Genomic DNA, 26,338 nt, shown 5'->3' with positions numbered 1-26,338 from the left:
ATGTAAGGCCAAAAATGAGATTGGGACGGGAATAATGTACAAATCAATATTTTAAAATGATGTGTTAATTACATTTTATGGTTATAATGTAATTAAATTAAATTTATATAATGGAGGGACAATATTGGATAAAAATGAAAAGGAAAGTTTTGAAGAGAAAAACTCGGTAGAAGAAATTGAGGATTTTTTTCAAGGACTTGGGGAAAAGATAAGTCAATATTCTGGATTGGATATTAAATTTCCAATTAATCAGCAGGAAGAAAATTTACTTTACAATCTTAAAGGTAAACTATCGTTAAATATACCTCAGGTAACTAATAGAGTAACAATGGAAATAATTAAAATTGTTCAAGAGATTTTAGAAAAATCAGTCGGTGATACAGGTATGCTTAATGGAAATATACTGCAAAATATTCAAAGAGAATTATCCCTAATATTAATTGATAAAAAATATCTTAGTCTAAGTCCCACACAGCAGTATAAGTTTTGGGAAAATATAAATTCATTGAAAAATATTGGAACTAAAACTTATGAAGGAAATTCGGTGAATATTGGAGTAATATATTGTCTCGATGAAGAATTAACAATTGAAGAAATAAAGAATTTAAATGTGGAAATCAAAACTATTGAGAATAGAAAGCCTATTCAACAATTCTTTCTGGATGAAAAACCCTTTCTAAGACTAATAGATAACAAATCGTTAGTAGTGGCAGTTAATAAAAACTTTGAAGTGTTTGCAATGATAAGAAAAAAAAATGAAGGGAAAAGCTTGTCAGATATAATCAAATCGCAGTTTAATAACTGGACAATAAATGAGATGAAGAGAAAAACATTTTTGAATTTAACTGATGATTTCAAAAAATCAAGAAAGGGACATGAGTTAAATGAGGACCTAAAAAATGAAATGCGTAAATCAGAAGAATTTTTGATAGCTTATACTAAGGGATTAAGAACTCAAGAACGTTTAAACTATATTTATTTTTCACTTTCAGACAAAAAAATGGATGTATTCCTTAATAAAGAATTTTTTCTTAGTTATGACAATGGGGATTGGAAATTGAAACATTATGGTTTAATGTTGGCTTCATTAATGAGGATTTTATTTACGAAAACGCTAGATTTATTGTATTCTTTAGGGGCCGATTGTTACAAAGAGCTTCATTTGAAAATGACAGCTTCTATAATAAAATTAGTAAACGTTATTGAAATGTTATCGAAAAAAGGAAGTAGTTCAATTTTTATTATTGTACTTCAAAATGAACATAACACTAATCTAACATATAGTGATGCTGAAGAATTTTTGGTAAAGAATAAATTTAAGAAAAATAATTTAGACAGAGACTTTTTAAATGTTATTAGAGATAATAAAAGGCATTTGAGTGTTACAGAGATAGATAAATTTTTATTAGAAACTATTTCAGTAGTTGATGGTGCAATGGTAATTGATGGCCATATGAATATAGTGAGTTTCGGAGAGATTATTGAAATGCCTAACAATGTGGTATATAAAGATACATTTGGTACAGGAACAAAGGCTGCTAGATATGCCTCAAATTTAGGAATTGCGATTAAAATCTCAGAGGACGGTGATATTTACATTTTTAGTAACGAAGAATTGTTGTTGAAAATATAGTGAAATGAGTGGAATGGTCCCAGCAACCGTGATAGGGAAATACGTTAATGAGTAAGATAGCATTTGATACTGAGTTGAGACATAATTTGTATTTAATAGTCGAATGAGATTATAGGGAAGATCTCTTTACATTTCCTTAGGTTTTTTTACTGCTAATGATGTGTTTTATAAATAATACTTGTTAGATAGGGGCATACGGCCCTTTTTTAGTACTCTTTAATAAAAGGGAAAGAATGGTGAAAGTAGTTACTTTCAATTTAGATGGAACTTTGTTGATAGAGATAGTTCTCTCAAGCTTGTTATAAAAATCAATACGCGCTGTACATTAATGAACTCAAACATGTATCTGAAAAACAATATGCAAACTGATTTATTAAGCTATATACAAGAGGTATGTTTGGAAAGGAAAAGTATATGGAGTTTATTAGTCATGATTACAAATGCATCTTCTGGAATATGCACCTTATTACCCTTCATTTTATATGGAATATTATTCCTCTCAAGTTTGTCGGTATTAAAGCTTTCTATAGTATCGCTCCATTGTACCTATTTTCCGTTGTATTCTTTTTGACAACCAGATAATATGAATAAAATAGACAGACAAAAAATAAGCATCAGCTTCTTTTTCAAAATCTTTATCCCTTTTTATAAGCAAATATGTATTTCCAAGATGTTTATTTAAAGAATTAAGTACAATATAGAAAAATTATTCGTAGGATATATAGTAAGAATTTTTGCATTATAGGGAAAATTCTTACTGGTTTGCAATTTACTTCTTCTTACAATTAAGCTTTTTATTACTTACTATAAATAGAGTTTCATAATTTATAAATAAGTTGTAAACTAATGGAAAGCAATAAATTAATATGAATATACCAATATACATATTAGTGGAGAGTTTTAATAAATGAAGAAGAGGGGATTTTTCAATTGGTAAAAACAGCAAATAGTGCATACGATAATTTTATTAAAAATTCTGTGGACTTAGATAGCGAACAAACTGGAATTGCTAGAAATAGTAGAGATTGGTTGTATGGGAATTTAAAAAATTTTCCTAAAGTTGTTGAAAATTTCCCAAAGCTTTATGCAGGGAAAGAAATTATTGGTTTTGGATCTTTTAGAAGAAGAACAAAAATACGTCCACTTGACGATATCGATCTTATGCTAGTTTTTACAGGTGAAGGAACGACGTATACGGAATACGCAGATAAAATAGTATTAAACGTCCCGGAGGATGCAGATAAGTTAAGGAAGTTAGTTAATGATGATGGTACACTAAATTCAATTAGAGTAATAGAAAAGATTAAGAGTAGTTTATCAATAATTCCACAATACAAAAAAGCAGAAATTCATAGAAGACAAGAAGCAACAACTTTAGAGCTCTCAACTTATGATTGGGTTTTTGATATTGTACCAGCTTTTATTACTTCAGAGAATGCTTATGGAAAAAGTTATTATATTATACCAGATGGTAGTGGAAACTGGAAAAAAACTGATCCCAGAATTGATAATGAAAGAGCGACTGAAACGAACCAAAAATTTGATGGGAATGTATTAGGTCTTATTCGTGTTATAAAGTACTGGAATACTAACTGTTCTAAAAAAATATCTTCTTACTTAATGGAAAATATTGTTTTGGATTATTTTCAAAATAAATTTTATTGGAACGGCATGAAACAAGAGCTAAGAGGATTTTTCGAATACTTAAAAACCTCTATATACAATAGTCATTACGATCCCAAAGGGATACAAGGGGATTTAAATACATTGGATTATAATATTAAGTTTTCCATTAGTAACCAAGCTAGTGGATGCTTTGAAAACATAGATTTGGCTATAAGGTATGAGAATTTAGGACAACATAAAGAAGCTATAGAATGTTGGAAAAAAGTTTTTGGTGATGAGTTCCCATCACATGAAGATTAGGATGGTGTAAGGGTGTTAGAGAAGCAAAACAGTGAAGAAAATATAGAGCTCTTGAGAGCAATGAGATATTGCTATAACAAGTCAAAAACATTTTATGCGGTAAGAATATGTATTAGTATATTTATTCCGATACTCTCAATAAGTATTTATTTATTTAATCGCGGGAGCACTGGAACATCGAATGCTGGTGTCTGGTTCTCAGTAATAGGTTCCATATGGTTGTTAATTGCTTATCAAATCGAGAAGCTAGAAAGTGGTTATATTGAAAAAGGAGCTAAGATACAAGAAAAATTTGATATTAACCTATTTAATATAAGATGGAACAATGTGCTTGTAGGTAATCAAATTTCTCCTGAGGACATTAGGGATTTTTCATCTGAATTTAAAGGAGATGAAGAAAAACTAAAAAACTGGTATGGGGGATTATCTTCAAAACACTTCTATGTTAATGTAATTTTAGCTCAACGAAGTAATTTGATGTGGGCAATTTCATTAAAACGTAATTTTTCAATTTTATTATTTGCAGTTTCTGGGTTATATCTAATTTTAACTATTGCATTTGGATTTTTTGTGAATATGTCAATGCAAGAATATATCATAAAAATATTATTACCTTCGATGTCTATATTAATTTATGGTTTTAAAACATCCGATGAATTGAAGAAGCAATCCAATAAATTAGAGGCATTAGGAAATAGTATTATTAACAAATTTGATACTGGGAATTTATCTGAGATTAATGCAAGTGCATGTAGAGAATATCAAGATGCAATTTTTATTTATAATAGAATAAGGTCAATATTAATACCTGAATGGTTATATTGGCTAAGGCAACCGAAAGATGATGAAAAAATGATTCAAATAAATAAAAGATTAACTGAAAGATCTAACTTATTGTAATTTTTTAGGATGTTTATTTTTAAATGTGGTTTTTACCATTGAATTATGTTCTTAATCATTTGATTTTTGAGGCAGACATATTAGTATTGTAAAAAACTTGTAGGAACCCCTACAAGTTTTTTTGTGGATAATATAAAAAAGTGAAACAAACTATCTCATAATTTGAATCGGAGCAAACACTCTAACTACGGGTTGATTTCATTATATATCAAACATTAACATTTAGGTTTTAATATTTGAAAATTATGTGAATTTAGAAAGAGAAAACGAAAGCACGTCTTCCCTTTCTAAAAGTTCCACTTATTCACTTTGTATAAACCTCTTTAAATAAATGTTGATATCATAATAAAATAGTGAAAATATAGGTATAGGTAATTTGAGAAGAATATAGTATTCTTGCTTATTAATCAGTATTTTAATTGGAATGTAATTTATAATTTTCCGATGGATTTATAGTTGTAATGAAATATAATTTTCTAATTAATCTTAAACTAGAAAAGTATGCATTTTAGGATGAAAAGCTATATATTGGATGTTTTCTGGAAATGTTTAATTGTTTGGGTGAGGTCTTGATAAAAATCTTTATTTGTTTTTAGAAACGAATTTATTTCCCTTTTTCATTTGAATTTCACATGAAATTTAGTGTGAATGATTCAAAAGTAACTATACATGGGTACGAACCTTCCTAAACAATTTAGTTTAAATTTGTTAGTTATACTTTTGAAAATTATAGAGCTTATGCAATTGAATAGTTTACAAATTTAATTTAAATATTGACAACAGAATAAATGAAGTGTTGAAACATGCTGAGCAACTAGCATTGCAGCACGGAATGGTAACAGAAGAAGATAATTATTCCGTTTTAGATAGTGATACATGTAGAGAGTTTTTCTCGAAATATTCAATTGCAGTAGGTTCTACAGGGAATTTAGGACTTAGCATAGGGATTATGAGTGCGAATCTAGGTTTTAATGTAACTGTTCATATGTCAGCAGACGCAAAAAAATGGAAGAAAGATTTATTAAGAAGTAAAGGTGTAAACGTTATTGAATATGAAGATGATTATAGCAAAGCAGTAGAAGAAGGAAGAAGACAAGCGGATGCGGATCCTAGCTGTTATTTTGTAGACGATGAAAACTCGCATGATTTATTTTTAGGATACGCAGTAGCAGCATCACGATTACAAAAGCAATTAGAAGAGTTAGAGGTTGTAGTAGATGAAAATCATCCTTTATTTGTTTATCTTCCGTGCGGAGTAGGAGGAGGACCTGGTGGAGTAGCATTCGGTTTAAAGTTATTGTATAAAGATAATGTTCATTGTTTCTTTGCAGAGCCAACACATTCTCCTTGTATGTTACTCGGCTTAATGACAGGCCTTCATGACAAAATTTCCGTTCAAGATATCGGAATTGATAATGTAACAGATGCGGATGGACTTGCGGTAGGAAGACCATCTGGATTTGTCGGTAAAACGATGGAACCATTTTTGAGTGGGAATTACACAGTAAGTGATGAAGAGTTATATAGATTGTTAAAAGAACTAGCTGATACGGAGAATATTGATTTAGAGCCTTCTGCACTAGCAGGTATGATAGGGCCAGTGAAAGTATGTAAAGAAGATGAGTATTTACAAAAGCAACAGTTAACAGAGAAGGTGAAAAAAGGTACTCATATTGTGTGGGGAACGGGTGGAAGTATGGTTCCAAAAGATATAATGAATGAATACTATAGGAAAGGTTTGGAATTAACGGTATAAGAAAAATGAGGCTAGTTGTAGCCTCATTTTTTCATGTACATAAAAATCTTTGTTATTTTCACAATAGTTCTTTATAGTATATATAAAGGATAACTAATATTGAATAAATACAACAAAAAAGCTTTATTTTACATAATAAGAGGATGTGTATACGATGTCATTACAGACTAAATATATAGCGGGTATTTCGCTTGGGGTTATGGGTGTCGGCTTTGCGGCTTCTATCCCTTTTCAAGGAACGGTAGCAGGAGAGATTATACAAGGGGGATTTGAAGCTGGATTGGTTGGTGGACTTGCGGATTGGTTTGCGGTTACTGCTTTATTCCGTCATCCGATGGGAATACCAATTCCGCATACAGCTTTGTTACCTAAAAATCGTAAACGGGTAACGAAAGGGCTCATTCATACGTTAGAAAATGAATGGCTGACGAAAGAAAGTATTACGAATAAAGTAAAAGAGATGCAGTTAGCACAAATGGTACTGCAAATTGCTGAGAGAGAAATGCAGTCTGATGCTGTGAAAAAGGGGATTGTAACGATTGCAGAGAAAGCAATTGTTACAATAGATACAGAAAAGTTAGCTGTTATTATTGAAAAAGAATTAAAAACATATTTGCATACAATTAATACAAGTAACATTTTACAAGTGCTTGTTGATCAATTAGTTGTGCAAGAATATGATGAAAAGACACTTGATTACATATTAGTGAAGGTAAAAGATTGGACAGCGCAAGATGAAGCTCGTTACCAGCTCGGTAGCTTAGGTATGAAGGCGATGGAAAATATAAAAGTAGATGGATTCTTGCAGTTTACTTTGAAATCATTTATGAATATTGTAGATGAAGATAAAATTGGCGGCATTTTGCAGAAGTTTATCATTAGTAATATTAACAGCTTACAAGAGGCTGATAATAGCACAAGACAACTTATATTAGCGAAGATTCGTCAAGAAATTATCAATGTAAAAGAAAATGAAGCCTTATTACAGGAATTAGAAAATTGGAAAGAAAAGTGGATTGCGAATTGGAATGCTACTGACAAAATAAAAGAGATGCTAGAGCAAGTACAACAAAGAGCAGTTGCTTTTGTAAATAATGAAGAATTTGCTGATAAATATGTTATTCCATTTTTACAAAAACAAATGAATAAAATAAAAGAAGATGAACAAACTGTTCAAAAAATAGAGGAGTGGTTACAAAAGCAAGTTGTTACACTTGTGGAAAAAAACCATTCGAAAATCGGTAAGCTTGTACAAGAAAATCTTGATAAGTTAGATGATAAAACGTTAATCGAAATGATTGAAAATAATGTCGGTAAAGATTTGCAGTGGATCCGAGTGAACGGTGCTGTGTGTGGATTTATGATTGGATTAATTTTAGAGGGAATTAAAGCGATTATATAAGAAAAACCTTCCACAATTGTGGAAGGTTTTTCTTATTTTTCGATAACGCTCATACTCAAATTATAAGCTTTCTCAATATTTAACTTGTACGTCCCATTTCCAGTTTTAATCGAATTTTTATACCAATGTTCTTGCTCGTTTAATTCTGGATGTTCTTCTGAAGAATTATTTTCTTTTTTCGTTAAATCTTCTACTTGCTCCCAAGGTGTGTTTCCGTGTGTTTCTTTTTGATTTGTTATTGCTGTTAAAGAAACATCACTTTCTTTAGCTAAATGAACAGATACACTTGAGTTGTTTTGTACAAACCAATTATTTTGTAATTGGCCAGGATAAAGAGATAGCTCGTTATTTGAAGCGCGAATTTCCACATTTTTATTTTGCGGAAGAACAAGCGTAGGTTTCACCTGTGGTGCTGAGTTAAATAACGTATGCTGAACAGGTAATGATTTTAAAGCGATGTACATCGTTTCTCCAGCCGTTTGAACCGAAAGGAAATCATCTCGTTTTAAATTGAGTTTTTCATTTGCTTTCGTCGTCATTTCATAAGTTCCCAAAAGGTGAATTTGATTTGTATTATTTCCCTCTATCGTTAGAGGCTGATATCCTGCATCTACTACGATTTTTTTGATAGATTCAGGTATATCAAATTGTCCGTCTGGAATATTACTCGTTTGCCTCGTTGTGTTAATAGAGTGACGAACTTCTTCTAGTAATCCAGTTGATAATAAACAGTAAAAAGCAATTCCGACGCTTCCTAAAACACCGATAAAGAAAATACTAAAAATATCATATTTAATAAATGATTGTTCCTTCTTAGAAAAGAGAAGGTATAGTAAAACTTCAGCTCCAAGTATGATAAGTAAAACTGGCCACCATGCAGTTAGTGTATCTAATACTTGAATTCCTTTTATGACTGAAAATAGTAAAAAGCATCCTAACGATATAATAGAAAGCCCCATTGAGAATGTTCCAACACGCCAAGTCCTCATTCGCTTGTCCCACCTTTGTTTTCTTTATTTCCAAGTAACAATTTAAAGCCGCCACCAATTAAAAGGAGCGCAACGATAGATGTCTGGAAATAGCGATAATATAGTTCACTAAGATGAATATTAAATATAGTTACAAAATAATCATTCAAAATAGGAAGGACTGTTTGATTTAATAAATAATAACCACCGAGTGTAATTAATCCGATACCGATCCATCTTTGATGATTTATAAAATAATCGATAATGGGTTCGTCTTGTACTCGTTCTTTTCCGTATTTTGCTGTTTGCTGTAACGCATCAAAAAAGCTATAGAACCAAATGATTGGTACTAAAAATAAAAACGCAGAAAGTCTTAATAAGTCGAGTAAATAAATAGATAGTAAAAAGGCTGCCATAAGCTGAAGACCACGGCGTTGTAAACCTAAATACATATGACCTGCTCCAGGGAACATCGCTAAAATAGAAGCAAATGTTTTACTTTTCTTTCCTTGCTCTCGATGTTCTTCAAAATCTTCGAAAATAGTACGGTCAATTAATTGCTCGTCCCGTTCTTTTTTCTGTAGTTGCTGAACAACGTCAAAGAAATTATAAATCCATAAAACAGGTAACGTAATAAGAAAGATAAGGAAACTTCCTTGAGATGTTAATAATGTTACAAATATAATCATGCTGCCTAAGCCAGCGCAAGCGACTAAAAACGTAAGACCGCGTTGCATAAGTCCTAATTGGAAATGGCCAAGTCCAGGGATGATGGATAGGAGAATGATATAAAATCGTTCGCTCTCTTTAGAAGAATTTATCAATTCTCCAGCTTCTTGTTTTTTCGTTTGTTTTATAATGGTGATAACTAAATCTAGTAAGTTAATTACCCATAGAACAGCTAGTAAAAATAGAGAAAGAAAAGCAATATCACGTTCTCTTACTACTATGGTACAAAATACTGCAAAGGAGAATAGAAATAAAGATCCTCCGCTATATAGAATAAACCGTCCTAGCTTTTTTAAGTATAAATGTCCAAGCCCAGGAATTAGCCCTAATACAAGTGCTAAAAAGGGGTTTTTATTCATGCTTTAAACCTCCGTCCTTTTTTGATGTATCTACCGATTTGTTTACAATTTGTTGTGAGATAGAAGACTCGTTATGTTTTGAAGATTTCTCGAAATTTGATGTCGCTGTAAAAATATATTGGAATAAACCACTTACCATAAAAATAATTGTAGCTGCAGTCGCAATTATGTAGTGAATAATTGTGCGTTTTAGTGAGTTTGTTTTTATATTTTCATTAGGTTGTAGCGTTTCAAAATTAATTTGCGTCATAACTTCGTTCGTAAATGAATCATCATTTATCATTGGAAGGTTTTCATGTTGTTCATCAATACTTTCCATATAAAGTGCTAAACAATGATCACATTCATAAAGATGTTCTTCCATAGATTCACGTTCATTGTTTTCTATAAAATCTAATGTATAATTGCGCCAATCTTCTTTTGAATAATGCATCATAGAAACTCTTCCTCCTTCCAATGTTTTTTTATCCATTTTCTTGCCCGATACAGTTTCATTTCTACTGTTTTCACTTCGATGTTTTCTTGGAAAGCAATTTCTTGATAACTTTTTTCCTCCAAGTAATGCGCGAGAACAACGTCACGGTAATTTTCCGGAAGTTCTCTCAGTTTTTGAGCAATAAGTAATTTTTGCTCTTTCGTCAATAGTAAAGCTTCAATGTTATGAGAGGATTTTATATTTTCCTCTGTTTCTTTACATAAGGAGAGTTCTTCGTGTTCTCTAGCTTTCTTTCTCTTATAATCAATAGCGTGATTGGTGGCAATACGTGCCATCCACGTTTTTAATCCGCGAAATTGATAATTTGGGAGAGAGGTATGAATTTTTACGAATACTTCTTGTGTAACATCTTTCGCATCTTCTTCATGTCTTAAAATAGAAAAGATAACTTGAAAAATATAATGACGATATGTTTGTACAAGGATACGAAAAGCATGCTCGCTTCCTTGCTGTGCTTTTTCAATTAATTGTTTTTCCTCAATCGGTCTCTCCCTCCTTTTTGACGCATTCTATTATATAGACGTAAAGAATGATAAGTCACCCTACACATTTTATAAAAAAAGAATAATATATTTTTTGCAGGAGAGCTAGATGAAAAAAGGTGTGAAAAAATGGTAAAGAGAAGTATATAATGAGCAAGTAGGAAATGTTACGGGAAGAAAGGATGTGAATGTTAGTACGGATGGTCCATACTAACAAACATGAAAATTAAAATATTAATAGCAGATGATAACTCTTTTATTAGAGAAGGCATGAAAATTATTTTAAATACATATGAAGAGTTTGAAGTTGTAGATACAGTAAATGATGGAAAAGAAGCAGTGGAGTATTGCAAAAAGAACGATGTTGATATCGCTCTATTAGATGTTCGCATGCCAAATATGAACGGGGTAGAGGCGACGAAGTTCATTTGTGAAGAGACGAAAACAAAACCGCTTATTTTGACGACGTTTGATGATGATGAATATATTTTGGATGCAGTAAAAAACGGAGCGAAAGGTTATTTATTAAAAAATAACGATCCGGAGCGGATTCGTGATGCGATAAAAGGAGTATATAACGGTCAAACTGTTATGCAAGATGTTGTCCTCGATAAAATTAAGTCTAATTTAATGGAAAGTAAAGAGGAAGAATGTAAAATTGATAAGAGCCTTTTCACAGAAAGGGAGCTTAGTATTATCGCATTAATTGCAAAAGGTTTCTCAAATAAAGAAATTTCGAAGCAGCTTTTTATATCTGAAGGAACAATCGCAAATTATATTACATCAGTTTTAGGGAAAACTGGACTTGAACATCGCACACAAATTGCGATTTATTACTTAACAGGGAAAGTAGATTAATGATATGGAATTTTGGTTAACTGTAAGTAAATTAATTGTCTTTTTATATATTGTGTTTAGTTATATTTACGCAAATGTAGCAAATTTATCGTGGGTTATATTTACTTTACTTATTTACCTCTCTGTAAACGTAATGATTTCTATATTTAAAAAAGATACGTATAAAAAAATATTAATCTGTATGTCAATTGGTGTAGTTATGTTATTTACATGGAGGGTTCATCCATTTTTTATTTTGTTTTTACCTTTGAATTTATACGAAATTACATTCTATTACATAGAAAAGAATTGGCCACGCTTTGTCATTATGATGCTCCCAATTACGATTTCAGATGAAAGCATTCGAATGACATACGGATTAATTGTTGCATTTTCTTTCCTCGTATTAATTATGGCAGAACGGTATATATCGCGCTTATTAAAGCTTGAATCACAAAATGATAAGATGCGAAAAGATATGCAGCGATTGACGAAAAGCTTACATGAAAATAAAGAGTACATAAGGCAATCAGAATACACATTTAAGTTAGAAGAGAGAAATCGACTTTCTCAAGAAATTCATGATAAAATTGGCCACTCGATGACAGGTGCACTTATTCAAATGGAAGCAGCAAAGAGGTTAATGGAGATAGATAAAGAAAAATCAGCCGAGTTATTACAAAATGCAATTCACATTTCAAAAGATGGTATTGAAAGCATTCGGATTACATTAAAAAATATGAAACCACCAACTGAGCAAATTGGCATTCATCGTATGAAATTATTCATAGAGGAATTTGCCGGTAAGAATGATGTGAATATTCCTTTTGTGTACAAAGGGAACTTAGATATGATTTCTCCCATTCAGTGGAAAATTATCGGTGAGAATGTTACAGAAGCACTAACAAATGCAATGAAATATGCTGATGCGACAGTCATTTCTATAGATATTCATGTACTTAACAAGATGGTAAAGGTACAAGTGAAGGATAACGGCAAAGGTGCAGTACTTGTTAAAAAAGGTATCGGTATTATGGGGATGGAGGAGCGAACGGCGTCTGTAAACGGAAAAATTATTGTAGATGGGACAAGTGGTTTTTCAGTAACGATGTTGTTGCCAATATAAAGAGAATGGGACGAGGATGAACCATCTCATATGAAAAAAGTGAATATTCTCATGTGAAAAGAATGAACTTCTGCACTGAGCAGGTTCATTCTTTTTGTTTATACTAATAGCAGAGAAACCGAAATAGGGGTGAAAATGATGAATACATTAGAAATTAAAAATTTAACGAAAAAATTTGGTGATTTCATCGCAGTTGATAATATGTCTTTATCTATTAAAGAAGGAGAAATATTTGGCTTTTTAGGATCAAATGGTGCTGGTAAGAGTACAACGATAAATATGATTGCTGGTTTATTAAGAAGTAATGAAGGTGAAATTAGCATACTAGGAAAAAATATAAAGAAACATAATCGATTTGCGAAAATGAATATCGGTATTGTTCCACAAGATATTGCGATTTATGAAGAGCTAACTGCCTATGAAAATGTGAAATTCTTTGCTGGATTGTACGGATTACGAGGAACCGAATTAAAAGCTAGGGTAGAGGAAGCTCTTCAATTTGTAGGACTTAGTGATAAACAGAAAAGCTATCCGAAGAACTTTTCTGGTGGGATGAAGCGAAGACTGAATATCGCTTGTGCAATTGCTCATAGACCGAAGTTAATTATTATGGATGAGCCGACAGTTGGAATTGATCCACAGTCAAGAAACTACATTTTGCAGTCAGTACGTAAATTAAATGAAATGGGAAGTACAATTATTTATACGAGTCACTACATGGAAGAGGTAGAAGAGATTTGTACGAAAATAGCAATAGTAGATCACGGTAAAGTAATTGCAGAAGGTACGAAAGAACAACTAAAATCGATTATTACTGATACGAAAGATATTTGGATTGAAGTGAAGTCGGTGGAAAATTTAGACGTGGAAAAATTAAAAGAGATAAACGGTGTGAAAGCAGTTCAAATTGAAGAAAACGTAATTAAAGTGAATTCTGATGCGGGATTAAATAATTTAAATAAAATCATTCAACACTGTATCAATCATGATATTGAAATTCGTTCATTAGAGGAGCAGGCTCCCAACTTAGAAACAGTATTTCTTACATTGACGGGAAGAAACTTACGAGATAAATAAAAAGTAAATGAAGAAAAGGTAAAGGGAGGTTCATCAATTGAACATCTTCAATATTGCAATTATGCATATTAAAAGAGATTTCAGAGACGTAAGGACTTTAGTTTTTATGTTAGCATTTCCGATTGTGCTTATGCTTGTGTTAGGAACAGCGTTAACCAACGCATTTAATAGTGATAGTCATTCGATTAAAGATATACAAGTGCTATATAAAGATGAAGCGAGTAGCACGTTTTCTCAATCATTTGAAGCATTTACGAAAGAAGTGGATAAATCAGGTATTCATTTTAAAAAAGCTTCCGGCAGTATAGATGGGAAAGAAGAAGTGAAGCAAAATAAATATGCCGCTTATGTAGAGTTAAATAAAGATGGTGCAAAATTTTATGGAAGTGACAAAAGTAGTATTGAGGGAAGTATTGTGGAAGGAATGCTTACAACATTTGTTGATAAGTACAATGTAGCGGTCGAAGTTGCAAAAGTAGATCCTACTAAGGTTAGTACGGTTATTTCAAACGGAAATCATAATGATTATATAAAAGAAACATCTTTACAAGCTGCGAAAAAACCAGGTTCTATGGATTACTATGCGGTTGTAATGACAACGATGATTGCACTATATGCTGCGATGGGAGCGAGTTCTTTAATTCGAGGAGAACGAATACGTAAAACAGGAGATCGTCTCATTGCTGCACCTATAAGTAAAGCTGAAATATTCATTGGAAAAGTACTTGGTAGCATAGTAGCGAATGCCCTGTGCATATTACTCGTCATGTTATTTAGTAAATTTGTTTTTCAAGCGAATTGGGGCGACCATCTTGGAATCATATTTCTTATTTTATTAACAGAAGTCTTTCTAGCAATTAGCTTCGGTTTAGGAATCGGATATATTACGAAAACAGCTGAAGCGTCTAGGGCAATTATTATGGTTGTTGTGCAATTAGCTTCTATTTTTGGAGGTGCATATTTCGTAATAGAAGAAAATTTCATTACGAATTTATCACCATTAACTTGGGCAAATACAGCTGTTATGAAAATTATTTATGCAAATGATGTAGGGGCAGCATTACCAGTCATTTCTTTAAACCTTGGAATTTCAGCACTCTTTTTATTAATTGCAATTATTGCATTACGTAGACGGGAGGGGCTATAGTATGAAGGATATTTTATGGCTCATACAAAAAACGTTATCTGTGCTTTTGAAAAATAAAAAAAGTTTACTCATTATAATTAGCTTGCCGATAATAGGGACGCTCATTTCCTTCTCGATATACGGAAATGCAGGGCAAGGAACGTTAAATATCGGGATTGTAAATAAAGAAAATGAGCCGATAGCAAATGATACGATAAAGCTTTTAGAAGGATTAAATCATGTGAATGTGAGTAAGGTTAAGGAGTCTGAAGTAGAAGATAAACTCACTTCCAAAAAACTTGATGGAGTTATTACATTAGATTCTGGTTTTTCAAAAAGTGTTCGAGAAGGGAAACCAGAGCATATTGAAATTTCATCGATTAAAGGTGATCAAGTAACAGGATTTATAAAATCATATTTATATAATTATATTGATAATATAGCAGCTATTAGTAAAGTAGCAGGAACAGATCAAAGTACATTCGACAATATGTACGCAGGGTATCAAAAAAGTTCATTTAAAATGAAAACTGAGACGCTAGAAGATACTTCGAAAAATAAAGATATGACAAATCAAACGATGGGTTACCTTATTATGTTTATGCTGTTTTCAGCAGCGAACTTATCAGGTCATATTTTAAAAGAAAAAGAGAATAGAACGTACTTTAGACTATTATCAACGCCGATAGATGGGAAGAAGTTCATATTATCTAATGTCGGGGTAAATATGATAATACTAACAGTACAAATTTTGATTACAATCCTATTCCTAACGAATGTTTTTCATACGAATATCAATATGCCTTTTATAGTGATGATGGGCGTACTAATGCTATTTGCATTAATCGCAATTGGAATATCATTAGTTCTTGTAGCTTTTTCGAAAAACTCAGCATCGGCAAATGCGATGCAAAACATGGTCATTGTACCAACATGCTTACTAGCGGGTTGTTATTTCCCATATGACATTATGCCAAGTGCAGTACAAAAAGTAGCTAATTTTCTTCCGCAGCGCTGGTTGTTAGATACGATATCAAAACTTCAGCAGGGAATACCATTCTCGGAGTTATATTTAAACATTTTAATTTTATTCGCTTTCGCAATTGCATTCTTCTTAATTGCGATTTATAAGTTTGGAAGAAATAATGATGCGAGGAATTTTGTTTAATGTGAAAAGGTGTGGCTTAATGCCATACCTTTTTTGTTTGTAATTTAGAGTATCTTTTGTAATATAGGAATGCTTTTGTAGAGCACTTCGTTATGTGAAGCATGCACAACATATTTATTTCCCTCTAGAAGAAAAACGCTATGTAAAACAGCGTTGCCGTCACCATGTTTTGTAAGTAAATCACCGACGACTTTGCCGTCTGTCCATTTCAGTTTGGAGTGTGAAGGGACAACTTGTAAATATTGAATTGTTTCCTCTCCATCTCCGGCAATGAGTGTAGTTTCAATATTTCTTTTTTGTATAATAAATCTATTTTCATTTAATGTATCGAGGAAAGGGTTTTTCGTTTGCATATTACTATAAGGAAGAAATGTAAGAGAAGAGTCAGATCTTATAAATAAATAATTTCCGTAATCTTTACAAGGAATAACATCTTGTAATCCTGGAAAGTAAAGATGTATCGCCTCAACCTTATTCAGTTTATGTAAGATGCTTAAGTAACGAATATATTGTTCCATATAAAAATGAACGATATTTATTTTAGAAGAGGCATGGATAGGGAGACTACCTCCAGTCCAATAACTATAATTTGGTGGAGATCCAGCGTTTGGTGTGCAGAGTATTATAAGTTGATTCACATCATTTTTATATGTTTCACTTTGAACGTAAGAACGTCCAAGAAGCCCGCCCATACTATGACACATTAGATTTAGCTTATCGCACCCTGTAATTTTTTTAGCATAGGCAATCGTTTGTAATAAATATTTTTGTGTAGAAAAAACAATGCGCTGCCGCCAGTCATAAAAACAGATGAACAAGTTTTTATTTCGTTCGTACCCCATACTTTCTAACATCATGATGAATGGTTCGTAAACAAATGCAGAAAGTCCAAAACTCCAATTACCAGTACCTGGAATGATAATATTACTCATTGAACCGAAAAGACCTGGGATAAAAACAATAGGGATTTTTCCTCTTTTCATATTTCTCTCTCCTTTAATCGTTTGGTATCAATAGAAATACATTTCGTATGAAAACATATTTAAATGAAACACTACAGAGTAGAAAGTAATTTGATCGGAAGGAAATCAAAATGATTAAAAAAATATTACGAGTTACTTCTATTGTTATTGCTATTTTTGTTTTTATTTTAATTTGGATGCATATCGATGTTACCTTAGGTAGGAAAATGGAAGCTGGGAAAAACATGCCGACAGAGTATGCATCTCATTATAGTGACTTTCAATTATATGTAGAAGGGAAGTCTTTTTATAAACAATTATTTACTGATATAAGAGAAGCGAAAAGCTCCATCTACACTTATTTCTTCATTTTGTCGGATGATAAAAGTAGCCATACTTTTTTAAACTTATTAAAAGAGAAGGCAAAAGAAGGAGTAAACGTCTATTTATCAGTTGATCGCATTAATGATTTATCATTTGAAAGAAAGGTGATAAATGAATTGCGGGAAAGTGGTGTACATTTTACATATAGTAGAAAACCTTCATTACCATTCGGATTTTATTCACTTCACCATCGTAATCATCGCCGTATTACGACGATTGATGGGGAGATTGGCTATACAGGCGGATTTAACATAGGAGATGAGTACTTAGGGAAAGATAAGCGATTTGGATATTGGCGTGATTATCATGTACGTCTTAAAGGAGAAGGGGCAAAAGATTTAGAACAGCAATTCGCTTTAGATTGGAAACGAGATACGAAAGAAGAGATAAAGAGAAGTACGAATAAAGCTAGTAAAGGGAATACTTTACATACTATGACTAGTTACAATGGGCATTACGTCGCTGAAACATATATACAGCTAATAAAGCAAGCGCAGCATTCAATCGTCATTACAACACCTTATTTTATAGCGAAAAATAAAGAATTAATGAATGCTTTAATTGAAGCACAAAAACGTGGTGTTACAGTAAAAATACTTTGGTCATATAAACCAGATATCCCTCTTATTAAAGAGGCGGCATATCCGTATATACGTCAAGCTGTTAATAACGGGATTACGGTATATGGTTATAAAAAAGGGATGTTTCATGGAAAGTTAATGCTAATTGATAATGAGTTAACTGTTATAGGTACAACAAACTTTACTGCCCGTAGCTTCTATATAAATGATGAGATGAATTTGTATATTCATGGCGGGACTATTGTATCGGACGTGAATAAGGCGTTAACAGAGGATTTTCGTGATTCAAAAGAAATGACGAAAGAGTTTTTTGAGAAGTTATCTTTTTGGGAGCGTTGTAAGGAGAAAGTGGCGGGATTGTTTGATTTTTATTTGTAACGATGAATTAGGAAAGGGTGCCTACAAAAGGCACCCTTTTTGGTGGGAAATCATTATTTCTCATGCACCAGCATCGTAACATCATCATTGATCAACGTCCCCACATGTTCGCCTAAACATATTTTCTTCATGACACCAGGCTCATCAAAGTTAAAGACGTGTGCTGGTAAATTGTAGTCCCTGGCAAGCAGTAATGCCGCTTGATCCATGACTTGTATATTTTGTCTAACGACATCATTATAGTTTAGTTTGCTGTACATTTTTGCTGATTTATTATGCTTTGGATCACTTGTAAAGACGCCATCGACCCCTTGTTTTGCGACTAATATGGCATCACTATTCATCTCGATGGCTCTTTGTACACTTGGATAATCTGTCGTCACGAACGGTTGGCCGTTACCGCCTCCAAAGATAACGATATAACCGTTATCTAAATGGTGGACTGCACGCAAGCGAATGTATGGTTCAGCTACTGCATTAAATGGAATGGAAGTCATAACGCGTACTTCTCTATTTGTTTTACTTGTTAAAACACCGCGAAGCATTAAGCTGTTAATGATTGTACCTAACGTACCGATATTATCAGCTTCTACGCGATCAATTCCCCACTCTTCAGCTAGATGTCCCCTAAAAATGTTACCGCCACCGATGACGATGGATACTTCGATACCTAAATCAACAATGGATAAAATTTCGTTTGCGATATGTTCTAATCGTTTGGAGTTAAAGCTATTTCCAGTTTGATCGGCAAGTGCACCGCCGCTTAATTTAATTAAGACACGTTTATATGGTCTCATAACAATTCCCCCTATATAGATCGCAATAAAAAAGGAACAAAGGCGAATGCCTTTGTTCCTTTTTAAGAAAATGAAAAAGAAAAGAAGAAGATAGGACGAATTGCTTTGTATAGTTTTTCATAACATCCACTCCTTTTCATTTTGATTTGTTTTAAGTATATATCTTTTTGATTATACGAAACAATCTGATTACTTATCAAGTTTATTTTATCGTTTTTTAACAAAATGGTGTCAATGAAAAAAAGAAGAAAAATATTTGAATTTTTTGTGACGAACTTGTAGGTTTTTGTATGATTTTGTAGGTTCGCTTATAAGATGTGTGAGTAGCTTTTATAAATTTAAATTGAAAGCGTTCGCATGAAGGGGATGAACATAAATGAAAAAATTCGGATTGGCAACACAAATTTTTGTCGCGCTTGTTTTAGGGATTGTAGTAGGGGCAGTCTTTTATGGCAATAAAACGGCGATTTCTTATATCACACCAATTGGGGATATATTTATTCACTTAATTAAAATGATTGTAGTACCAATTGTTATTTCAGCATTAATTGTTGCAGTAGCTGGTGTAGGAGATATGAAAAAGCTTGGGAAACTAGGCGGTAAGACAATTCTTTATTTCGAAATTATTACGACGATTGCTATTTTAATGGGATTACTTGCAGCGAATATATTCCAACCAGGTACTGGCGTTGATATGAGTAATCTACAACAAAGTGATATTTCTTCTTATAAACAAACTGCAGATGCAACAGAGAAGAAAGGTTTTGCTGATACAATTGTTCACATTGTACCGAAAAACGTATTTGAATCGATTGCACAAGGTGACCTATTACCGATTATATTCTTCTCAGTACTATTCGGCTTAGGAGTTGCAGCAATTGGGGAAAAAGGAAAGCCTGTCTTTAACTTCTTTGAAGGTGTACTCGAAGCGATGTTTTGGGTTACAAATCAAGTTATGAAATTTGCACCATTTGGTGTATTCGCATTAATTGCGGTTACGGTTGCAAAATTTGGTGTAGCAACACTACTTCCTTTAGGAAAACTAGTGCTAGCTGTATACGTAACTGTTATACTATTCGTTGTGATTGTATTAGGTATTAATGCAAGAATGGTTGGCGTAAACATTTTTACATTAATGAAAATTTTAAAAGAAGAACTTATTCTTTCATTTACGACAGCAAGTTCAGAAGCTGTTTTACCTAATATAATGAGAAAAATGGAAGAGTTCGGTTGTCCAAAGGCAGTTGCCTCTTTCGTAATTCCGACAGGTTATACATTTAACTTGACTGGATCGGCTATTTATCAAGCGTTAGCGGCATTATTTGTTGCACAAATGTACGGTGTGCACATGTCACTGACAGAGCAAATAACGTTATTATTCGTTCTCATGTTAACATCCAAAGGTATGGCGGGAGTTCCAGGTGCATCGTTCGTTGTTGTATTAGCAACGTTAGGTTCAATGGGGCTACCACTAGAAGGTATCGCGTTAATTGCGGGAATTGACCGCATTTTAGATATGATTCGCTCATCTGTCAATGTATTAGGAAATGCATTAGCGGCCATTGTTATGTCGAAGTGGGAAGGCGAATTCGATAATGAGAAAGCAAAACAATATGTAGAAACAGTCAAAGAAACAAAAGCAGCATAAGAAATCGTTAAGGAGTGAATAATCATGGCAACATTAACTGAAGTTAAAAATGGTGTTCGAATTGAAAAAGATTTTTTAGGTGAAAAAGAAGTACCAAACTATGCATACTACGGCGTACAAACGATGCGTGCAGTTGAAAACTTCCCGATTACAGGATACAAAATCCATGAAGGCTTAATTAGAGCGTTCGCAATTGTAAAAAAAGCAGCAGCGCTTGCTAATACAGATGTAGGAAGATTGGAATTGAACAAGGGTGGCGCAATCGCAGAGGCTGCTCAAGAAATTCTTGATGGAAAATGGCATGATCATTTCATCGTAGATCCAATTCAGGGCGGAGCAGGTACTTCAATGAACATGAATGCAAATGAAGTCATTGCCAATCGTGCTCTTGAATTATTAGGAATGGAAAAGGGAGACTATCACTATATTAGTCCAAATAGTCATGTAAACATGGCGCAATCAACAAACGATGCATTCCCAACGGCGATTCATATCGCAACATTAAATGCATTAGAAGGCTTATTACAAACGATGGGTTATATGCATGATGTATTTGAATTAAAAGCAGAACAGTTCGATCATGTGATTAAAATGGGTCGTACACATTTACAAGATGCTGTGCCAATTCGTCTTGGACAAGAGTTTAAAGCATACTCTCGCGTACTTGAACGTGATATGAAACGAATTCAACAATCACGTCAACACTTATATGAAGTGAACATGGGAGCAACTGCAGTTGGTACAGGCTTAAATGCAGACCCAGAATATATTGAAGCGGTTGTAAAACATTTAGCTGCAATTAGTGAACTACCACTAGTTGGTGCAGAAGACTTAGTAGATGCAACGCAAAATACAGATGCATACACAGAAGTATCTGCAGCACTTAAAGTATGTATGATGAATATGTCTAAAATTGCGAATGACCTTCGCTTAATGGCATCAGGTCCACGTGTTGGTTTAGCAGAAATTATGTTACCAGCTCGTCAGCCAGGTTCATCTATTATGCCAGGGAAAGTAAACCCTGTTATGCCAGAAGTTATTAACCAAATTGCGTTCCAAGTAATTGGTAATGACCATACAATTTGCCTTGCTTCAGAAGCAGGACAATTAGAATTAAACGTTATGGAACCAGTACTTGTTTTCAACTTACTGCAATCGATTAGCATTATGAATAACGGTTTCCGTGCCTTTACAGATAATTGCTTAAAAGGAATTGAAGCGAATGAAGATCGCTTAAAAGAGTATGTTGAGAAGAGTGTAGGAATTATTACAGCCGTGAACCCTCATATCGGTTATGAAGCTGCAGCTCGCGTTGCGAAAGAAGCAATTGCGACAGGGCAATCCGTTCGAGAACTTTGTGTAAAAAATGGTGTACTGTCACAAGAAGACTTAGAGTTAATTCTAGATCCATTCGAAATGACACATCCAGGGATTGCAGGAGCAACTCTTTTAAAGAAAAATTAAAAGAAGAGGGGGGACAAGCCCCTCTTTTTTGTTTACAATATAGAAATGCTATATATGAATAGAGGTAGGGATGTTATGAGTAAGTTTACAGTAGCTTCTAATGGCGCATTAGAAACAACATTAAGAGGAGCAGAAGTATTATCAACACCACTTTTAAATAAAGGGGTAGCTTTCACACAAAATGAAAGAGAAGAGTTAGGTTTAAAAGGGTTATTACCGCCAGCGGTTTTAACGTTAGAAGAACAGGCACGCCGAGCATACGAACAATTTAGTTCTCAGCCGGATGATTTATTAAAGAATGTATACTTAACTGCGTTACATGATCGAAATGAAGTATTATTTTATCGTATATTAACAGATCATTTACGTGAAATGTTACCGATTGTATATACACCAACTGTCGGTGTAGCAATTCAAAGATATAGTCATGAATATCGTAAACCACGTGGTGTTTATTTATCGATTAACGATCCATCAGGTATTGAAGAAGCATTCACCAATATTGGTGCAACAGCTGAGAACATTGATTTAGTCGTTGTAACAGATGGAGAAGGCATATTAGGAATTGGTGACTGGGGCGTTGGTGGTATTAACATTGCAATCGGAAAGCTAGCAGTTTATACGGCCGCAGTTGGAATCGATCCTAGCCGCGTATTACCGGTAATTTTAGATGTAGGTACAAACCGTGAGGAACTATTAAACAATCCATTTTATATTGGAAATCGTCACCCTCGTATAACAGGTGAAGCTTACGATGAATTTATTGATACGTTTGTACAAGCGGTAAATAAACAATTCCCGAAAGCACTTTTACATTGGGAAGACTTTAGCTCTCGTAACGCACGAAAAATTTTAGATAAATACCGTCATGACGTTTGTACGTTTAATGATGATATTCAAGGTACAGGTGCAGTTTCACTTGCCGCAGTATTATCGGCAGTGAAAGCTTCTGGTGTACCATTAAGTGAACACCGCGTTGTTGTATTTGGTGCTGGTACGGCTGGAATCGGTATCGCAGATCAAGTTAGAGATGCGATGGTCCGCGTAGGCGTATCTGAAGAAGAATCATATAAGCGTTTCTGGTGTATTGATCGTAACGGGTTAGTTACAGATAATATGGAAGATCTTCTTGATTTCCAAATTCCGTACGCAAGAAAAGAAGCAGAAGTAAGTGAGTGGAAAGAAAATGATGTGATCGGACTTGCAGAAGTTGTGAAACATGTAAAACCGACAATTTTAATTGGTACATCTACTGTTGCAGGTGCATTTAAAGAAGAGATTATTAAAGAAATGGCTTCTCACGTAGAAAGACCAATCATTTTACCAATGTCGAATCCAACGCCGCTTGCTGAAGCAAAACCAGCAGATTTAATCGAGTGGACAGAAGGAAGAGCGTTAGTTGCAACAGGAAGTCCATTTGAACCAGTTACATATAACGGTGTAACGTATGTGATTGGACAATCAAATAATGCACTTATTTTCCCAGGGCTTGGTCTTGGAACAATTGTAGTACGAGCAAGCGTCATGACGGATGGAATGTTCGCAGCGGCTGCTGAAGCAGTTGCAAGTATGGTAGATACAAGTCAGCCAGGAGCACCTATTTTACCAGAGGTCGAAGAATTACGTAATATCTCAGAAATGGTTGCAATTGAAGTAGCGAAAGTTGCAGTTGCAGAAGGTGTTGCAAGAGTGAACTTAAGTGATAACGATATCAAGATGGCAGTGCAAGAAGCAATGTGGAAGCCAGAGTATCGCCAAATAAAAGCGGTAGAAAAGGTTAGAATATAGAAAAAAAGCCCGTTTATAACAATAAGCGGGCTTTCACTTTTACTACTGAAAAAAAGTATAGGAAGTGTCACTTTTGAATTGGAATCAATTATGGAAGAAAGATATGTCCCTTTTAATTATATTAATGGTCGTTGTTCCGATTGCTGGGGAGCTGAACTTTCATCCCTTTAATGATACGTTTCGAGTTAGCTTCGGTACACCGCTATTCTTCTTTTTATTATTATTTTTAAGAAGAGTACCAGCAGGAGTTGCAGGTATTCTTGTTGGTATATCTGTAGTCTTATTCCGAGTATGTCTTGACTGGATCATGCAAGGTTCATTTCATATGACAGAATCATTTTATTTGCGTTATCCTGTGTTCTTCTATTATTTTATTTATGGCAGTTTTTTTTCGCTTTGTAGGGTAAATAAGTTCCATCAGAAACCAATCATTATTGGATGCCTTGGAATTTCAATTGAAATTGTTGCAAGTATGTCAGAACTTGCGTTTTATCACATGTTAGTACTAGGTACAACAATAACGATTTCTGAAGTGAATAAACTTATTATTATTGCTATTTTTCGTAGTTTCTTTGCACTTGGTTTTTTAAATATGATGAATTTATATGAAACGAAATTAAAAGAATCGCAAGTTCGAAAAGAAAATGAAAATATGTTAATGCATCTTTCTAATTTATATGTGGAATCTGTTCATTTGAAAAAGACGTTACAAAATGCGGAGTTAATTACACAAGAAGCATATCAACTATATCGAAATTTACAAGTAAGCGCTGATTCAAGTAGTAAAACAGCATTGAAAATAGCGGGGGAAGTGCATGAAATAAAAAAGGATAATCAAAGGATATTTGCAGGGTTATCTAAACTGTTATTAGATAAAAATGTGGCTGAATATGTAGAAGGACATGAGTTAGCAGAAATGATTGTTAGAATAAACGAGAAGTATGCTGAAATGCTAGAAAAGGATATACGTTTTTCTAAACATATAGAAGGTGAGCATGCTGCATACCACGTGTATACAGTTCTATCAATTTTTAATAACTTAGTTGCAAATGCAGTTGAAGCAATTGAAGATAAAGGTGTCGTTATTATTAAGCTATATAAAAGAAATCAGCATATATTTTTTGAAGTAATTGACGATGGGCCTGGTATTACACAAAAGTATAAGAAATTAGTATTTAAGCCAGGATTTACTTCTAAGTATGATCAAACGGGAACACCGTCAACTGGTATTGGGCTTTCTTACATAAATGAAATGGTAACAGAGCTAGGCGGAGAAGTGAAATTAGAAGACCGAGAAAATAAAAGAGGATGTAAGTTTATCGTTTGTTTACCGGAGGATAGTTTAAAGCGGGAAGGGGAATAGATTTGTTTTATTATATCGTAGACGATGATGAAGTTTTTCGTTCGATGCTTTCGCAAATTATTGAAGATGGAGATCTTGGAGAAGTAATTGGTGAGGCGGATGACGGAGCTTTTATTGAAGCCGATCAACTAAATTTTAAAAAAGTAGATATTTTATTTATTGATTTGTTGATGCCGATGAGGGACGGAATTGAAACAGTTCGTCACATTGCGTCAACTTTCACGGGGAAAATCATTATGATTTCTCAAGTGGAATCGAAGCAGCTTATAGGTGAGGCATATACACTTGGTGTAGAATATTATATTACAAAACCATTAAATAAAATCGAAGTTGTATCTGTTGTACGCAAAGTGATGGAGCGTATTAGATTGGAGCGTTCTATACATGATATTCAAAAATCATTGAATAACGTGTTTCAGTGGGAAAAACCGCAATTGCGTACTGAACCAGTGCAAGAAGGAAAAAAGATAGGGGATTTAGGACGCTTTTTACTATCAGAACTCGGTATTGCGGGAGAGAATGGAAGTAAAGATTTACTTAGTATGCTGGAATATTTATATGGTCAAGAAAAGGCACAGACATTTGAGTTTGGCTTTCCTGCGTTAAAAGAAATTTTTCATCATATTACGATAAGGAAATTAGGGGATCTAGCTTTAGGTGCGGATATTGATAAAGAGAAAAAAGCGTCTGAACAAAGAGTACGTCGAGCTATTTATCAGTCGTTAAATCATTTGGCTTCTTTAGGACTAACAGACTTTTCAAATCCAAAATTTGAAAGCTATGCTCCAAAATTTTTCGATTTCACCGTAGTTAGAAAACGGATGACAGAAATGACGAAAGATGAACTCGCATCTTCTGGTCATACGCGAATTAATACGAAGAAGTTTATTCAAGTGTTGTATTTTGAGGCGAAGAGGTTGATGGAGATAGAGTGAAGAAGATGCTTATAAATAAGCATCTTTTTTTGTTAAATCAACATTTTATATTT

The 26,338-nt window shown here is 33.5% G+C and carries 21 protein-coding genes and 1 pseudogene; 16 read left to right on the top strand and 6 right to left on the bottom strand.

What is annotated here, in order from left to right:
• Positions 1-124: 124 nt before the first annotated feature.
• The 5 genes and pseudogenes from IBT51_RS01825 to IBT51_RS01805 all read left to right on the top strand — a co-directional run bounded on the left by IBT51_RS01825 (position 125) and on the right by IBT51_RS01805 (position 7,617).
• Positions 125-1,633 carry a hypothetical protein gene (locus IBT51_RS01825; protein ID WP_061680240.1) on the top strand — a complete coding sequence of 503 codons (1,509 nt, stop codon included), beginning with the start codon at positions 125-127 and terminating at the stop codon, positions 1,631-1,633.
• Positions 1,634-2,563: 930 nt separating this feature from the next.
• On the top strand, positions 2,564-3,559 hold the full coding sequence (locus IBT51_RS01820) for a nucleotidyltransferase family protein (RefSeq protein ID WP_061680239.1): 996 nt from the start codon (positions 2,564-2,566) through the stop codon (positions 3,557-3,559).
• A gap of 12 nt (positions 3,560-3,571) precedes the next feature.
• A complete protein-coding gene (locus IBT51_RS01815) occupies positions 3,572-4,459 on the top strand; it encodes an S-4TM family putative pore-forming effector (RefSeq protein WP_061680238.1) in 888 nt (295 codons plus the stop codon).
• 784 nt (positions 4,460-5,243) lie between these two features.
• Positions 5,244-6,215: pseudogene (locus tag IBT51_RS01810) on the top strand (D-serine ammonia-lyase); the annotation flags it as partial.
• A gap of 154 nt (positions 6,216-6,369) precedes the next feature.
• Complete coding sequence (locus tag IBT51_RS01805) at positions 6,370-7,617, top strand: DUF445 domain-containing protein (protein WP_200457954.1); 1,248 nt, start codon at positions 6,370-6,372, stop codon at positions 7,615-7,617.
• A gap of 32 nt (positions 7,618-7,649) precedes the next feature.
• On the opposite strand, the gene exsE is transcribed toward IBT51_RS01805, so the two are convergent.
• Genes exsE through IBT51_RS01785 form a run of 4 tightly spaced genes read right to left on the bottom strand, consistent with a single transcriptional unit; the run spans position 7,650 to position 10,594 of the window.
• Positions 7,650-8,606 carry an exosporium protein ExsE gene (exsE, locus tag IBT51_RS01800; RefSeq protein WP_200457953.1) on the bottom strand — a complete coding sequence of 319 codons (957 nt, stop codon included), beginning with the start codon at positions 8,604-8,606 and terminating at the stop codon, positions 7,650-7,652.
• Entirely contained in the window at positions 8,603-9,673 is a 1,071-nt protein-coding gene (locus tag IBT51_RS01795) for a hypothetical protein (RefSeq protein WP_001039115.1), read from the bottom strand. Before IBT51_RS01795 ends, exsE begins: the two co-directional genes overlap by 4 nt.
• A complete protein-coding gene (locus IBT51_RS01790) occupies positions 9,666-10,109 on the bottom strand; it encodes a hypothetical protein (protein ID WP_016082116.1) in 444 nt (147 codons plus the stop codon). Before IBT51_RS01790 ends, IBT51_RS01795 begins: the two co-directional genes overlap by 8 nt.
• Positions 10,106-10,594 carry an RNA polymerase sigma factor gene (locus IBT51_RS01785; protein WP_071730900.1) on the bottom strand — a complete coding sequence of 163 codons (489 nt, stop codon included), beginning with the start codon at positions 10,592-10,594 and terminating at the stop codon, positions 10,106-10,108. Before IBT51_RS01785 ends, IBT51_RS01790 begins: the two co-directional genes overlap by 4 nt.
• A gap of 276 nt (positions 10,595-10,870) precedes the next feature.
• Here IBT51_RS01785 and IBT51_RS01780 point away from each other — a divergent pair, with 276 nt between their 5' ends.
• From IBT51_RS01780 to IBT51_RS01760, 5 genes are all read left to right on the top strand, one after another.
• Positions 10,871-11,509 (top strand): response regulator transcription factor, encoded by a 639-nt coding sequence (locus IBT51_RS01780; protein WP_000694106.1) that lies wholly within the window; start codon positions 10,871-10,873, stop codon positions 11,507-11,509.
• Positions 11,510-11,513: 4 nt separating this feature from the next.
• Positions 11,514-12,614, top strand: coding sequence for a sensor histidine kinase (locus IBT51_RS01775; RefSeq protein WP_200457952.1), 1,101 nt, complete (start codon positions 11,514-11,516; stop codon positions 12,612-12,614).
• 138 nt (positions 12,615-12,752) lie between these two features.
• Positions 12,753-13,691, top strand: coding sequence for an ABC transporter ATP-binding protein (locus tag IBT51_RS01770; protein WP_088023064.1), 939 nt, complete (start codon positions 12,753-12,755; stop codon positions 13,689-13,691).
• A 37-nt stretch (positions 13,692-13,728) separates the two neighbouring features.
• Positions 13,729-14,838 carry an ABC transporter permease gene (locus IBT51_RS01765; RefSeq protein ID WP_089170775.1) on the top strand — a complete coding sequence of 370 codons (1,110 nt, stop codon included), beginning with the start codon at positions 13,729-13,731 and terminating at the stop codon, positions 14,836-14,838.
• Position 14,839: 1 nt separating this feature from the next.
• A complete protein-coding gene (locus IBT51_RS01760; RefSeq protein WP_200457951.1) occupies positions 14,840-15,985 on the top strand; it encodes an ABC transporter permease in 1,146 nt (381 codons plus the stop codon).
• 44 nt (positions 15,986-16,029) lie between these two features.
• On the opposite strand, the gene IBT51_RS01755 is transcribed toward IBT51_RS01760, so the two are convergent.
• Complete coding sequence (locus IBT51_RS01755; RefSeq protein ID WP_088023036.1) at positions 16,030-16,968, bottom strand: esterase/lipase family protein; 939 nt, start codon at positions 16,966-16,968, stop codon at positions 16,030-16,032.
• Positions 16,969-17,078: 110 nt separating this feature from the next.
• Here IBT51_RS01755 and cls point away from each other — a divergent pair, with 110 nt between their 5' ends.
• Positions 17,079-18,290: a cardiolipin synthase gene (gene cls / locus IBT51_RS01750; protein ID WP_200457950.1), complete on the top strand. Its 1,212-nt coding sequence runs from the start codon at positions 17,079-17,081 to the stop codon at positions 18,288-18,290.
• 53 nt (positions 18,291-18,343) lie between these two features.
• Here the strand turns inward: cls and pyrH are convergent, their stop codons facing one another.
• Positions 18,344-19,087: a UMP kinase gene (pyrH, locus tag IBT51_RS01745; RefSeq protein WP_001248059.1), complete on the bottom strand. Its 744-nt coding sequence runs from the start codon at positions 19,085-19,087 to the stop codon at positions 18,344-18,346.
• Between the two features lie 376 nt (positions 19,088-19,463).
• Here pyrH and IBT51_RS01740 point away from each other — a divergent pair, with 376 nt between their 5' ends.
• From IBT51_RS01740 to IBT51_RS01720, 5 genes are all read left to right on the top strand, one after another.
• The gene (locus IBT51_RS01740) at positions 19,464-20,735 is read left to right on the top strand and encodes a cation:dicarboxylate symporter family transporter (protein WP_000713290.1); all 1,272 of its coding nucleotides are present in this window, start codon (positions 19,464-19,466) and stop codon (positions 20,733-20,735) included.
• Between the two features lie 24 nt (positions 20,736-20,759).
• Positions 20,760-22,199, top strand: a complete 1,440-nt coding sequence (gene aspA / locus IBT51_RS01735) for an aspartate ammonia-lyase (protein ID WP_000224194.1) — start codon at positions 20,760-20,762, stop codon at positions 22,197-22,199.
• A 75-nt stretch (positions 22,200-22,274) separates the two neighbouring features.
• Complete coding sequence (gene malS / locus IBT51_RS01730) at positions 22,275-23,987, top strand: oxaloacetate-decarboxylating malate dehydrogenase (RefSeq protein WP_002023847.1); 1,713 nt, start codon at positions 22,275-22,277, stop codon at positions 23,985-23,987.
• 64 nt (positions 23,988-24,051) lie between these two features.
• Complete coding sequence (locus IBT51_RS01725; RefSeq protein ID WP_200457949.1) at positions 24,052-25,350, top strand: ATP-binding protein; 1,299 nt, start codon at positions 24,052-24,054, stop codon at positions 25,348-25,350.
• Positions 25,351-25,352: 2 nt separating this feature from the next.
• Positions 25,353-26,285, top strand: a complete 933-nt coding sequence (locus tag IBT51_RS01720) for a response regulator (RefSeq protein WP_006918521.1) — start codon at positions 25,353-25,355, stop codon at positions 26,283-26,285.
• The last annotated feature ends 53 nt before the right edge of the window (positions 26,286-26,338 follow it).

This window comes from Bacillus sp. S71, from assembly GCF_016625265.1.
Lineage (GTDB): Bacteria > Bacillota > Bacilli > Bacillales > Bacillaceae_G > Bacillus_A > Bacillus_A cereus.
The sequence above is the reverse complement of the archived record's forward strand: the minus strand, read 5'-3'. Positions and strand labels throughout refer to the sequence as shown.

Excerpts from the sequence above, each read along its gene's own strand:
- IBT51_RS01805 (WP_200457954.1), top strand. The coding sequence starts at position 6,370 with ATGTCATTACAGACTAAATATATAGCGGGTATTTCGCTTGGGGTTATG.
- exsE (WP_200457953.1), bottom strand. The coding sequence starts at position 8,606 with ATGAGGACTTGGCGTGTTGGAACATTCTCAATGGGGCTTTCTATTATA.
- IBT51_RS01795 (WP_001039115.1), bottom strand. The coding sequence starts at position 9,673 with ATGAATAAAAACCCCTTTTTAGCACTTGTATTAGGGCTAATTCCTGGG.
- IBT51_RS01790 (WP_016082116.1), bottom strand. The coding sequence starts at position 10,109 with ATGATGCATTATTCAAAAGAAGATTGGCGCAATTATACATTAGATTTT.
- IBT51_RS01780 (WP_000694106.1), top strand. The coding sequence starts at position 10,871 with ATGAAAATTAAAATATTAATAGCAGATGATAACTCTTTTATTAGAGAA.
- IBT51_RS01775 (WP_200457952.1), top strand. The coding sequence starts at position 11,514 with ATGGAATTTTGGTTAACTGTAAGTAAATTAATTGTCTTTTTATATATT.
- IBT51_RS01770 (WP_088023064.1), top strand. The coding sequence starts at position 12,753 with ATGAATACATTAGAAATTAAAAATTTAACGAAAAAATTTGGTGATTTC.
- IBT51_RS01760 (WP_200457951.1), top strand. The coding sequence starts at position 14,840 with ATGAAGGATATTTTATGGCTCATACAAAAAACGTTATCTGTGCTTTTG.
- IBT51_RS01755 (WP_088023036.1), bottom strand. The coding sequence starts at position 16,968 with ATGAAAAGAGGAAAAATCCCTATTGTTTTTATCCCAGGTCTTTTCGGT.
- cls (WP_200457950.1), top strand. The coding sequence starts at position 17,079 with ATGATTAAAAAAATATTACGAGTTACTTCTATTGTTATTGCTATTTTT.
- pyrH (WP_001248059.1), bottom strand. The coding sequence starts at position 19,087 with ATGAGACCATATAAACGTGTCTTAATTAAATTAAGCGGCGGTGCACTT.
- IBT51_RS01740 (WP_000713290.1), top strand. The coding sequence starts at position 19,464 with ATGAAAAAATTCGGATTGGCAACACAAATTTTTGTCGCGCTTGTTTTA.
- aspA (WP_000224194.1), top strand. The coding sequence starts at position 20,760 with ATGGCAACATTAACTGAAGTTAAAAATGGTGTTCGAATTGAAAAAGAT.
- malS (WP_002023847.1), top strand. The coding sequence starts at position 22,275 with ATGAGTAAGTTTACAGTAGCTTCTAATGGCGCATTAGAAACAACATTA.